Source organism: Phaeodactylibacter xiamenensis (assembly GCF_965229835.1).
GTDB classification, from domain to species: domain Bacteria; phylum Bacteroidota; class Bacteroidia; order Chitinophagales; family Saprospiraceae; genus Phaeodactylibacter; species Phaeodactylibacter xiamenensis.
In genome coordinates, this window is the sequence record NZ_OZ245931.1 from 6,786,121 (window position 1) to 6,798,607 (window position 12,487).

6 protein-coding genes, 1 tRNA gene and 1 CRISPR repeat array (1 of these 8 cut by a window edge) are annotated in these 12,487 nt (G+C 48.6%); of the genes, 6 read left to right on the forward strand and 1 reads right to left on the reverse strand.

Features of this window, described 5'->3' with window-relative positions; translation table 11 throughout:
- Nucleotides 1–165: 165 nt before the first annotated feature.
- Together ACO08I_RS26215 and ACO08I_RS26220 are read left to right on the forward strand one after the other, a co-directional pair.
- Nucleotides 166–546: an STAS domain-containing protein gene (locus ACO08I_RS26215; protein WP_282778034.1), complete on the forward strand. Its 381-nt coding sequence runs from the start codon at nucleotides 166–168 to the stop codon at nucleotides 544–546.
- A 71-nt stretch (nucleotides 547–617) separates the two neighbouring features.
- Nucleotides 618–1,547, forward strand: coding sequence for a ribonuclease Z (locus tag ACO08I_RS26220; RefSeq protein ID WP_282778032.1), 930 nt, complete (start codon nucleotides 618–620; stop codon nucleotides 1,545–1,547).
- Nucleotides 1,548–1,639: 92 nt separating this feature from the next.
- Here ACO08I_RS26220 and ACO08I_RS26225 read toward each other — a convergent pair whose 3' ends face one another.
- Nucleotides 1,640–2,329 carry a Crp/Fnr family transcriptional regulator gene (locus ACO08I_RS26225; protein ID WP_044223496.1) on the reverse strand — a complete coding sequence of 230 codons (690 nt, stop codon included), beginning with the start codon at nucleotides 2,327–2,329 and terminating at the stop codon, nucleotides 1,640–1,642.
- A 611-nt stretch (nucleotides 2,330–2,940) separates the two neighbouring features.
- Here ACO08I_RS26225 and ACO08I_RS26230 point away from each other — a divergent pair.
- The 4 genes from ACO08I_RS26230 to ACO08I_RS26245 all read left to right on the forward strand — a co-directional run bounded on the left by ACO08I_RS26230 (nucleotide 2,941) and on the right by ACO08I_RS26245 (nucleotide 7,005).
- Nucleotides 2,941–4,824, forward strand: a complete 1,884-nt coding sequence (locus ACO08I_RS26230; RefSeq protein ID WP_282777155.1) for a matrixin family metalloprotease — start codon at nucleotides 2,941–2,943, stop codon at nucleotides 4,822–4,824.
- Nucleotides 4,825–4,968: 144 nt separating this feature from the next.
- On the forward strand, nucleotides 4,969–6,090 hold the full coding sequence (gene dinB / locus ACO08I_RS26235) for a DNA polymerase IV (RefSeq protein WP_072013668.1): 1,122 nt from the start codon (nucleotides 4,969–4,971) through the stop codon (nucleotides 6,088–6,090).
- The gene (locus ACO08I_RS26240) at nucleotides 6,071–6,766 is read left to right on the forward strand and encodes an HAD family hydrolase (protein WP_282777156.1); all 696 of its coding nucleotides are present in this window, start codon (nucleotides 6,071–6,073) and stop codon (nucleotides 6,764–6,766) included. The genes dinB and ACO08I_RS26240 overlap by 20 nt, the downstream gene beginning before the upstream one ends.
- 165 nt (nucleotides 6,767–6,931) lie before the next feature.
- A tRNA-Lys gene (locus ACO08I_RS26245) sits at nucleotides 6,932–7,005 on the forward strand.
- 795 nt (nucleotides 7,006–7,800) lie between these two features.
- Nucleotides 7,801–12,487: a CRISPR direct-repeat array (repeat unit 30 nt; unit sequence GTTTCAATTCCAATCTGGTGCGATTAAGCG) (it continues 260 nt past the right edge of the window).

Genomic DNA, 12,487 nt, shown 5'->3' on the forward strand with positions numbered 1-12,487 from the left:
CTCTTTACTTCTGCGAACAGAACACTAAAAACGGGCTCAGTGTTTAGGGTGTATGGTACCTAATGCCTGCCAGACAGGTAAAATATGCCGGACAAGCTAGGTAGACTGCCGCTTAATTGATATTTTTGCGTTCGCCCACAATCAAAACGACAACCATAACACTATATGGAGTATAAAATAAAGACCGAAGAACGTTATACCGTCTTCACATTGCAGGAAGAAAATTTCAACTCCCTTATCGCTCCGGATGTCAAGTCTGAGCTTGTACTATTGGCTGATAAGGATGTGAAAAACCTGATTATGGACCTTTCTGAGGTCAAGTACGTAGATTCTTCCGGCCTCAGTGCTATTCTTACCGCTGACCGTCTCTGGAAGAAGATCGGATCGTTTGTGCTTGCCGGTGCCGAACAGCCAGCTGTCAAAAAGCTCATGGAGATTTCCCGACTGGATACCATCCTTATTATGGTACCAACTGTATCGGAAGCGATAGATTATATCTTTATGGAGGACATTGAGCGGGAGCTGAATGATGACGACAGCGAATAAATAACTGGCAAAGGTTTTAAACTTAAAGAGGCACAGCTGAACTATTTTGGCTGTGCCTTTTTTGTATCGGTATGCGATTTGATTTAACCATTCTTGGCTGCAGCGGAGCTGTGCCTGCCTACAGGCGATTCCCAACCATGCAACTGCTCAATGTACAGGAACAGTTGTTTATGATTGATTGCGGAGAAGGGGCGCAGATGCGCTTTAGTGACTTCAGCGTCAAATGGGGCAAACTAAGCCATATATTCATCTCCCACCACCATGGGGACCATGTGCTGGGGCTGCCCGGGCTACTGAGTTCCATGGGGCTCAATCATCGTACCTCTCCACTGACTGTTTTTGGCCCGCCAAAGGTTGGTGCGTTCCTGGAGCAGGCATGCTCTTTTTCTGAGCAGTTATCTTTTCCTGTGCACTTCGAATCTGTGGACCCCGATCGCAATGCCCTGGTGTATGAAAGCAGGCATCTTCGGGTTTATAGCCTGCCGCTGCGCCACAGTGTGCCAGCTACCGGTTACCTTTTTCAGGAAAAGGAACGCCCCCGAAGCATGCGGGGCGAGCTGATTGAAAAATACCAGATTCCTTATCAGGCCATTCCCGGTATCAGAAACGGAGATGACTTTGTTTCATCAGTTCATGGCGTAATCCCCAATGGTGCATTGACTATTGCGCCCCCTGCACCCCGTTCTTTTGCATTCTGCTCCGATACTGCTTATCAGCCTTCGCTGACTGACTATATATATGGTGTGGATTTGCTGTACCATGAGGCTACTTTCCTGCAACAACATGAGGCACAAGCTAAAGAAACAGGCCATTCAACTGCGAAAGACGCTGCGCGGACTGCGCTGGAGGCCAATGCAGGCACCCTGTTGCTGGGGCACTATTCTACCCGCTACCCTGTGCTGGACCGTATATTGCAGGAAGCCGTGTCTGTCTTCCCGAATACGATTCTGGGATCAGACGGGCTTATTGTACCATTAACGACCCGGCCCGGGACCGGTTAGTAAATGCAAATAGCCTCTGCTGATTCTGTATTTTGGCAGATCAGGCATTTCTGGCTCAATTCACTGTGCGCTCTCTACCAATTGGCAGTTTGTTAGGAAAGCCGGCCGAGATCTCTGATTAAGATGGTGCGCCGGTTAAAGTAGATCAGGTTCGCTTTGCGAAGGTCATTCATGACTGAAGTAACGGTCTGTCGGGACGTTCCGGTGATATTGGCAATATCCTGCTGAGTCAGGGCATGCTTGATCAGCGTTTCGTAACCTACCCGCTTACCTTGCTTCCGGGCTGACTCCTTCAGGAATTCGATGATGCGCTCGCGGGCATCTTTAAAGATCAGGGATTCCAGCCGCTGTTCCACATTCTGAAGGCGGTTGCCGATAAAATTGAGCACACGCATTGATAGCTTAGGGTCCCGCCGCATCACATGTTGCAGCTGAATCATCTGGATTTTCAGAATTTGCGTATCCTTTTTGATGGCCACTGCAAAGTCTTTTCTTTTAAGTTCGCCTGCAAGGCAAAGCTCCCCAAACATACTCATAGGGTGGAGGACGTGCTTGATGATTTCCCGCCCGTCAGAGGAGTACCGTCCGATTTTCACTACCCCCTTGATCAGGAAGAGTAAACAATCAGACCGTTCGCCAGACTGGTAAATTGTATCATGTTTTTTGAATTTGGTAAATTCGGCACGGGCGGCGAGATACTCGAGCTCGTTTGCCTCTACGCCTTCGAAAAGCGGAAACAATTGTAGGAGCTCGGCGGTGTCTTTAGATTGAGATTTCTGCATCGGATGAAATGTTTTGGTGTTTTTGACACTACAAATATGAATCTAATACACCGGGGAAAAAACTACATAATTGCAACTTTGTTTGGAAGGTAATATCTATTAGGAATGTTTAAAGTATTGAATAGTAGTGTTTTGTGGTTTTGTTTTTGTTGTTATTGTTAGGGCGTGGCCGTTTTTTGTGCTGCTCTGGAAGCTTTTCTTTTAAGTATTGAGGTGACAGAAAAACCGGTCTGGGGTATCATAATAGCTGTTGACGGCAAAAAAAATATTTTTTCAGCCCTGTAGGATAAAAAAATATACAATTAGAAAAAATAAATACGAATATTTTACGGTTAATCATCCGTGGTATTAATGTCACAAATTATATAATGAGGCATTGAGTTGATTTGCGTAAGCCACTATATTTACAGTAGCACAAAAACTAAAGCCCGAATCAGCTAACATTTTAGAAGTCGCATTCATCTTGGCTGCTCCCCCCACTGCTTAATGGCAGGAATGACTTGTTAAAGCTGAAATTAAACACTACACACTCGAAATGTGACAGTGTAATCTGTCATATAAATGCTCGTTCAACACTAAGGAGAGTTTTTTGGTCATTAAACACCCAAACAATGCAAAAACTGTCCTGCTTAATTACACTATGTTCTGTCTTACTGGTTTCTAATTCAAGTCTCGCGCAGTGTTCGCTCGTAACGGCTGCTTTCGAGGATTTGCTTGCACCTGGGACCACGATTGTGGAAGCCCGGGTAAAGAGCACTGCTTCCTTTTGGGGTAGTGCAGGAGAAATGATTTACACACGGTATGAGCTTGAGGTTTACCAGGTATTCAAAGGGAATGCCGGTCGTTCCGTCGATCTGATTGCACTCGGCGGTGTCGTAGGTGATGTAGCTGTGAAAGTTGCCCCTGCCACTGAGCTTCAGGTAGGCGACGCGGGAATTTTCGCCCTCAAGCCCTCCGTCTACAGCTTGCCCCGAGCTTACCGGCAGGCTATGCAATCGGTGGTGCCACAAGGCGCTTTGGTCACTTATGATCCAACTGCTGAAGAGGCCTATCTTATGAATGGGAAGGTTATGTCACGGGCGGCTGTGTACGAAGCAGTTGCGTCGGTAACAGGTACTCCCCCTGTGCGCGTCAGGGCGTTTCCGGCCCCGGTGTTAAACCGAAGTACGATGCCCCAGATCGATTCCATCACGCCCGAGTGGGTAGCAGCTGGTGTCGGTGATATTATAACCATTCATGGTGAAAACTTCGGCGAAGGGACGGGTACAATATTCTTCCGGGATGCAGACCGGGGCGGTCAGGGGTATACTGCTGCGCTTCCATGGCATATTGTATCCTGGACAACAACAGCGATTGAAATCAAGGTTCCCCATAAAGCCGGGTCTGGCACTCCCTTAATCCTTACGAGTTCCGGTGGCATTGGATTTAGCCCGTTTTCTGTCAATATTACCTATGCCTATAATAATGTGATGAGCTCCGGGGCATTCCATGAGCCCAAGCTTATCGACCACAACAGCCGGGATGACGGAGGGTACCTGTTTACCCTCAGCAACAATACGAATCACAATGGCGTATCCCTGGCAGAAGTGGAAGGCGCAATCGAAGCCCTCAACGCCGCTGCCGGTGCCTGGCAGGATTCAATAGGGCTACCAATCTACATAGGTGATGATTGCCCAATGGTCTCTGCAACGGTCAACGGCAGTTCCAACGATGGTCAGAATATCATAAGCTTTGACCATGACGAGTGGGATATCCGGGAGCAGCTGGGAGAACAGGTGCTCGCTGCCACCATTTCCCGCTATGCCCGTTGCGGCGATTCTGAATGGGAGCTTACCGATGTGGATATGGTCATCCGGCGGGGGGCGCACCATAATGAAACAGATGATGTGGTCTGGTCCTTCAGCGGTACTCCTGCTGCCGATGAGCTGGATTTCCAGTCAGTGGTGCTGCATGAACTGGGGCATGCGCTTCAGCTGCAACATGTAGTCAACCCGGATGGTGTTATGCACTACGCTGCTACCTTTGGTGCTGCTAACCATGAACTGGGCTTTGAAGATGACATAGCCGGTGGTTTACATGCGATGATGGAAGGCCGGGCGTACAACCCTCCGGCAATTTCCTGCTTCCCGCTAGAGCATTTCGACCGTCAGCGGCGGTTAGGGAAGTACAATCCCAGCCACTCTTGTGCACCAGCAGGTGATGAACTCACAATAGAGGGGCTGCAATCTGGGCGCCCCCATTACGGCCTGGAAGTATTTCCAAATCCCAAACCCAAAGATACCCCTCTGCAACTATCTATTTATATGGAAGCGTCAGGTGAAGTGTCGCTTCTGCTCTTCAGTAATAACGGTCAACTGATCGCACAGCGCCAAGCGCAGCTTGCCCAAGGCAGGCACACCCTGGAGTGGCCTTTACCTGACGTACCTTCCGGATTTTACCAACTGTTGGTTCAGCACAATCACGACCGCACACCAGTTAAAATCGTGATACCTTAAAAATTAGCTTTAAGCAGGCAATTTTTGCGCTCCCCGCACCCTTGTTGGTGGCGGGGAGTTTTGCTTTTTGGGCAACTCTGCCGAGCGTCCGCCCGATCTGAAGTTTTTCTGTAATTTTAGCCGGAGGCCGATTATCTTACACACATGGAGTCTAGCCGGAAAATCATTCATATCGACATGGATGCCTTTTATGCATCGGTAGAGCAGCGCGACCGCCCCGAGCTGAAGGGTAAGCCTGTGGCGGTGGGAGGCTCCAGCCTTAGGGGCGTGGTCGCTTCTGCCAGCTATGAAGCGCGCAAGTACGGCGTTCGTTCGGCTATGCCCAGTGTTACTGCAAAGCGCTTGTGCCCCGACCTGGTTTTTGTCAAATCGCGCTTTGATGTCTATCGCGCTGTTTCTCAGCAGATCAGGGCTATTTTTGAAGACTATACGGAGCTGGTGGAGCCTTTGTCGCTCGATGAAGCCTATCTCGATGTCACAGAGCCACTGCGGGGCCCAAGGTCTGCTACGCTGATTGCCGGGGAGATCCGCAAGCGTATTGAGGCAGAGACCGGGCTGACGGCATCGGCAGGCATATCGTTTAACAAGTTTCTGGCCAAGGTAGCCAGCGATATTAACAAGCCGAACGGGATGAAGGTCATCCCACCGGAAGAAGCCCTGGCGTTTTTGGAAGAACTGGATATTGAAGCCTTCCATGGCATCGGCAAAGTGACGGCCACGAAAATGCGGCGCATGGGCATCTTCAAGGGGCGGGATTTGAAAGCCCTTTCGGAAATCGAAATGGTGCAGCGGTTCGGGAAAGTAGGGCGGCATTACTACCGCATCGTCCGCGCAGAGGACCACCGCCCGGTCAACCCCAACCGCATCCGCAAATCCATTGGTGCGGAGCGTACCTTTAAGGAAAACCTGACCAAGGTAGCGGATATGGAAGAAAAGCTGGCTTACCTCTGTCAAGTGGTGCATCAGTACATGGAGAAAAGCGACAACTTTGGGCGTACTGTGACGTTAAAAGCCAAAACGCCGGACTTCAAAATCCTGACCCGCAGCCGCACTTTCAACCGCGAAGTGAGAAAAGAGGCTACCTTGCTGCGCACCGTGCGGGAGCTCTTGCTGGAGCACCTGGAGGAAATAGGCCAGGTGCGGTTGCTCGGCGTTGCAGTGTCTAACCTCTCCAAAGAGCAGGAAAGCCTGGGCATTCAGCTGGAGCTGGATTTCCCGGGTGCGAAAGGGAGTGCAAACGAAACAAATGGAACTGATCATCTTTGATGTTGACGGCACCCTGGTCTACTCTGATAAACGGGACAGCCGTGTCTTTGCCAAGACCTACGAATCCGTCTATCAAAAACCTTTTCCCAGCATCGACTGGCGCCAATTCCCACATGTAACCGACAATATCATCTTCGGTACGGTCATCCGGCAGCATTTTCAACGTACTCCATCTGCAGAAGAAACCGCAGATTTCCAAGCCATATATATGGATGCGCTGCGCAGGGAAAGGCAAAAACAGCCTGAGCATTTCCGGGAAGTGCCCGGAGCCAGGCAAGCCATCAGGCAGCTGCAGCAAACCGACCGGCTGATCGGTATAGGTACCGGTGGCTGGAAAACGCCGGCCCACATCAAGCTCTCGCACGTAGGCATTACGGTGGAAGACCGGCTCTTCAGCGGCGGAGACAACAAGCCCAACCGGGAAGCCATCCTGGAGGAAACCATCGCTGCTGCGGAAGACCTGAATGGCGGCGCACTGTCGAGGATCGTCTACCTGGGGGATGCCGAATGGGACGTTACCACCACGCGGAACCTTCAGATTGACTTCGTTGGCGTACGCCATCTTGGCGATTTGGATACCCTCCACGCTATCGGGGCAGAGACCGTTATTCAGGATTACACCTGTTATGCCACTTTTGAGGCCGCGCTGCAGGCTGCCCGCCCACCGAAAAAATAAGTCAGATTGGAAACTATTTTGCCCAAGTTCCTGTTTTTCAATCGTCTGTGTGGCAGGGGGGCGAAAAGGATGAAAAAAATAAAATTTCTCCTTTGTTTTTTCCGCCAAACTGCCCTATATTTGCAACGCCTTACGAAAAAGGCACCGCAACATAGCCAATTTTAGGAACCCGTAGCTCAGTTGGCTAGAGCACTTGACTTTTAATCAAGGGGTCCTGGGTTCGAGCCCCAGCGGGTTCACAACGAAAGCCTTCAGCATAACGCTGAGGGCTTTTTTTATGCCCCAAACCGATGAGTGAAATACTTACCACCCGCTCGGGCGAGAAGCCTGTCCCGGTGCAACCGGGAAGCCCCAGCGGGTTCACAACGAAAGCCTTCAGCATAACGCTGAGGGCTTTTTTTTATGCCCCAAACCGGTGAGTGAAATACTTACCACCCGCTCGGGCGAGAAGCCTGTCCCGGTGCAACCGGGAAGCCCCAGCGGGTTCACAACGAAAGCCTTCAGCATAACGCTGAGGGCTTTTTTTATGCCCCAAACCGATATGGTGTGATTGAGGGATTTTTCAGTGTGTTCGGTGTATTCAGTGGTAGCCGGTTTCCATTCCAATCTGGCGTGATTGAGCGAACCACGGAAAAACCCGCCCGTATAGGCACGGAAAACACGGAATTTATTATGTCTCCATTCCGATATGGTGTGATTAGGGGATTTTTCAGTGTGTTCGGTGTTTTCTGTGGTAGCCTGGTTCAATCCTAATTATGCTGGATAGTGCGCTCGAAGTTTTAGACCACGGAAAACACGGAAAACACGGAAAAACGTTTCAATCCTAATTATGCTGGATAGTGCGCTCGAAGTCACTTTGCATTGTGGATGAAGCATATTGGTGCGGGTTTCAATCCTAATTATGCTGGATAGTGCGCTCGAAGGGTGCAAAGGTGGCGCAGATGTACCGGGATGGCTTCCGTTTCAATCCTAATTATGCTGGATAGTGCGCTCGAAGCGGCAAACCATACTTGCTATAAGGTGAGCTACAAAGGGTTTCAATTCCAATCTGGTGCGATTAAGCGTTATTAAGGTTTTTCAGTTTCTAATTGAGCAACAAGTTTCAATTCCAATCTGGTGCGATTAAGCGTCGACCGCAATCGTTTGTTTGATATCCAAAAACGGTTTCAATTCCAATCTGGTGCGATTAAGCGGAGAATACAGCCCGCGCATGGTTCAGAGAGCTGAAGTTTCAATTCCAATCTGGTGCGATTAAGCGTTTTCCATGCGCTCCAGCGTAGCCGTTACGCTGGGGGTTTCAATTCCAATCTGGTGCGATTAAGCGTTGGAATGCTTGCTCCGCCATAGGTCAATCTGAAAGTTTCAATTCCAATCTGGTGCGATTAAGCGAAGCCGGAGAGCATGCCGTGCACGAGTATCTCTGGTTTCAATTCCAATCTGGTGCGATTAAGCGACGAACTATCCGCAACCAACGCCTGCCAAGGCAAAGTTTCAATTCCAATCTGGTGCGATTAAGCGCGGGCTTGCCTCCTGCTTTTTGCTTCGCTTTTTTGGGTTTCAATTCCAATCTGGTGCGATTAAGCGAGATAGGAAAGTTTATCCCAGCCATAAAGTCATCTGGTTTCAATTCCAATCTGGTGCGATTAAGCGATCCAAAAATTTGATCGGATAGGGATTTTTTAACCCGTTTCAATTCCAATCTGGTGCGATTAAGCGTTGTATCGCTGTTGGTGTGCAGTAAGTCGTTACCAATGTTTCAATTCCAATCTGGTGCGATTAAGCGTGTCAGGAGGCAGGCAGGTAGACGTAGAATGGCACGTTTCAATTCCAATCTGGTGCGATTAAGCGATAGAACTTACCTGCCCCAAACGGCTTCCACATCACGTTTCAATTCCAATCTGGTGCGATTAAGCGGCCCGTTGTTGGTTTCTTAAGCCCGCCTCCTATTCTGTTTCAATTCCAATCTGGTGCGATTAAGCGCGTTTGCGCTGTCTGGTATTGCTTCCACTTGCACAAGTTTCAATTCCAATCTGGTGCGATTAAGCGGTGGCACTGACGTCATCTTCTCAGCCATCGCCTTGGTTTCAATTCCAATCTGGTGCGATTAAGCGTTTGGGTGCGCCACTTCTATGAGATGTTGATGAAGGTTTCAATTCCAATCTGGTGCGATTAAGCGCCCACTGCCGTACCGCAATCGCTGCCATTTTCGTCAGTTTCAATTCCAATCTGGTGCGATTAAGCGCGATTAGCACTTCTTTTTCTAATACTGCTGAAGCATGTTTCAATTCCAATCTGGTGCGATTAAGCGTAGTCATGATTGTGCCCTTTAAAATCAGGGTTGCCCGTTTCAATTCCAATCTGGTGCGATTAAGCGTAGAGTTTTGTTTAGAACCTACGGCCCGAATTGAGGTTTCAATTCCAATCTGGTGCGATTAAGCGGCCTGTACTTGGTGAGCAATTACAAGAGGCGTTTGGGTTTCAATTCCAATCTGGTGCGATTAAGCGGTACTCGGCGGGCTGATCTACATACTTGCCCGTTTCGTTTCAATTCCAATCTGGTGCGATTAAGCGAGTTTCTGAGCGTTCAGCACGCGGAAGTAGGCTACGTTTCAATTCCAATCTGGTGCGATTAAGCGGAGCGATGAAACAAATAACCCTACGCCCTTATCAGGAGGTTTCAATTCCAATCTGGTGCGATTAAGCGCCGATGATACCGTCACTTGCCACCGCTGATGCGAAGTTTCAATTCCAATCTGGTGCGATTAAGCGGGTGACCACCCGGGAAAGCCGGATGTGGTTTAATCGTTTCAATTCCAATCTGGTGCGATTAAGCGATAGGGGGGAAGTCCATTTGGCTTGCAAATGTCAAACGTTTCAATTCCAATCTGGTGCGATTAAGCGTCTCCCCTGGTGAGGTATGCACCTGCCAGCCTCTAAGTTTCAATTCCAATCTGGTGCGATTAAGCGAAGCGTGGGCGCATCGAACTCACCGAACACCAGGAAGGTTTCAATTCCAATCTGGTGCGATTAAGCGCCTCGCACCTTTTTTCCGCTGGCCATTTCATTCTCGGTTTCAATTCCAATCTGGTGCGATTAAGCGGCACCACCGCGTCAAAGGTGGCAACATACTGCCGGGGTTTCAATTCCAATCTGGTGCGATTAAGCGATGATCTAAATGTTTTAGTGGTTATGTATTCCCAAGTTTCAATTCCAATCTGGTGCGATTAAGCGGTTACAGTTGTTGCTGTACCACCGTAAACAGCTGAGTTTCAATTCCAATCTGGTGCGATTAAGCGCTCCCCTGGTGAGGTATGCACCTGCCAGCCTCTAAGTTTCAATTCCAATCTGGTGCGATTAAGCGGGGAGGGGCCGAAGATATATTTTCCCAATTTGACAAGTTTCAATTCCAATCTGGTGCGATTAAGCGTTGATATTGAAACAGAACACTGGGGGATTGTACCGTTTCAATTCCAATCTGGTGCGATTAAGCGCTGAGGGGGACCAATTCGGAGCTATCAATAAGCAAGTTTCAATTCCAATCTGGTGCGATTAAGCGCCGCTCGATAATCTTTGTCAGGTCATCATCATACAGTTTCAATTCCAATCTGGTGCGATTAAGCGCTGCTCCCCCGCTTTCACAGTCGCTATTTTGAAGCCGTTTCAATTCCAATCTGGTGCGATTAAGCGAGCGTCTGTTTGAGCAGCTCCCACGATTTGATTTCAGTTTCAATTCCAATCTGGTGCGATTAAGCGTGATGAAGAAAGAACCAAAAGCAAAGGGTCAAGCTCGTTTCAATTCCAATCTGGTGCGATTAAGCGTGAATTGCTTGAAATGTACCAACAAGCAAAAATAGCGTTTCAATTCCAATCTGGTGCGATTAAGCGTGGACTTGTTCGACGAAAAGCCGGGCCTTCTCACAGGTTTCAATTCCAATCTGGTGCGATTAAGCGAATGAAATGCAATGAGCAGGCGGAAAAAAAACGGGTTTCAATTCCAATCTGGTGCGATTAAGCGTGCTGTATAGCTCCCGTATAAAAGCACATCAATAGGTTTCAATTCCAATCTGGTGCGATTAAGCGCAAGAGTGCGCACGCTATTGGGGCTATTGACAACAGGTTTCAATTCCAATCTGGTGCGATTAAGCGGAAAAATTTTGCCAGTCCCACATGTGATTAAATCTGTTTCAATTCCAATCTGGTGCGATTAAGCGGCATCCCCTCCGTTGGTGTGCCTGTGCTGTTTTGAGTTTCAATTCCAATCTGGTGCGATTAAGCGTTGCGGTTGCGGCTGGTACGCCCAATATAGATGTAGGTTTCAATTCCAATCTGGTGCGATTAAGCGTTAAGTGCTGATAAAAAGCCAATAACAACTCCCTTGTTTCAATTCCAATCTGGTGCGATTAAGCGCCGATGATACCGTCACTTGCCACCGCTGATGCGAAGTTTCAATTCCAATCTGGTGCGATTAAGCGCAAAGCGCAGCATACTACGATTAGTTGCTTTTGCAGGTTTCAATTCCAATCTGGTGCGATTAAGCGAAGTCGGGCCGGAAAGCCGTCAGGGTAGAGACAGGTTTCAATTCCAATCTGGTGCGATTAAGCGACACAAAGCCGGGTGACCTAATCCTGGACACTCATCGTTTCAATTCCAATCTGGTGCGATTAAGCGGTTAGAGCAGATTTAGTTAATACAACCTTTATAAAGTTTCAATTCCAATCTGGTGCGATTAAGCGCCCGTTGTTGCCTGCTGCTGCAAGCACCAATACCCGTTTCAATTCCAATCTGGTGCGATTAAGCGTGGGCTATCTGGTTATGCGCCTGCTGATTGGGAGGGGTTTCAATTCCAATCTGGTGCGATTAAGCGAAGAGAATGCAACCTACTCAGCGAGCTTCACCATCAGTTTCAATTCCAATCTGGTGCGATTAAGCGTCTCACCTCATCTGTATAGAACTTACCCGCTCCGAAGTTTCAATTCCAATCTGGTGCGATTAAGCGGATGCAACCAAGAACCCCGATGTAAGCAATTTCAAGTTTCAATTCCAATCTGGTGCGATTAAGCGATGCAAGCTCCTCGCGCTTTTTCTTCCGCACCAAATGGTTTCAATTCCAATCTGGTGCGATTAAGCGGTTGACTACGAAGAGCTAAAAGGCAAAAGATGCTAGTTTCAATTCCAATCTGGTGCGATTAAGCGGATGGGGATATTCTGTACCTGAGCGCAACAACTGCGTTTCAATTCCAATCTGGTGCGATTAAGCGCAACCAATTCTTGTCTCATGATTATTAATAATTAGGTTTCAATTCCAATCTGGTGCGATTAAGCGCTACAATAGCCAAATCAAAGAAATTATCAGGATAAGAGTTTCAATTCCAATCTGGTGCGATTAAGCGCGGATAGCCCCAATACACAAACCGCATAGTAGAACAGCGTTTCAATTCCAATCTGGTGCGATTAAGCGTCGTACTCTGCCGCCCTTTGTCGCTCCGCCTCTTGTGTTTCAATTCCAATCTGGTGCGATTAAGCGAGCTTTAGGAGTCTTATTTGTGATTAACCCAAAAGAGTTTCAATTCCAATCTGGTGCGATTAAGCGGAGGACCGCCGCCGGGTGACTACCACGGAGGAAGGTTTCAATTCCAATCTGGTGCGATTAAGCGTTGTTGACGTGCTGTTATACAGCCGCCCGCAGACGCGTTTCAATTCCAATCTGGTGCGATTAAGCGT

Bases quoted from the DNA above. Each gene is read 5' to 3' on its own strand.
- ACO08I_RS26215 (WP_282778034.1), top strand. From the start codon at position 166: ATGGAGTATAAAATAAAGACCGAAGAACGTTATACCGTCTTCACATTG.
- ACO08I_RS26220 (WP_282778032.1), top strand. From the start codon at position 618: ATGCGATTTGATTTAACCATTCTTGGCTGCAGCGGAGCTGTGCCTGCC.
- ACO08I_RS26225 (WP_044223496.1), bottom strand. From the start codon at position 2,329: ATGCAGAAATCTCAATCTAAAGACACCGCCGAGCTCCTACAATTGTTT.
- ACO08I_RS26230 (WP_282777155.1), top strand. From the start codon at position 2,941: ATGCAAAAACTGTCCTGCTTAATTACACTATGTTCTGTCTTACTGGTT.
- dinB (WP_072013668.1), top strand. From the start codon at position 4,969: ATGGAGTCTAGCCGGAAAATCATTCATATCGACATGGATGCCTTTTAT.
- ACO08I_RS26240 (WP_282777156.1), top strand. From the start codon at position 6,071: ATGGAACTGATCATCTTTGATGTTGACGGCACCCTGGTCTACTCTGAT.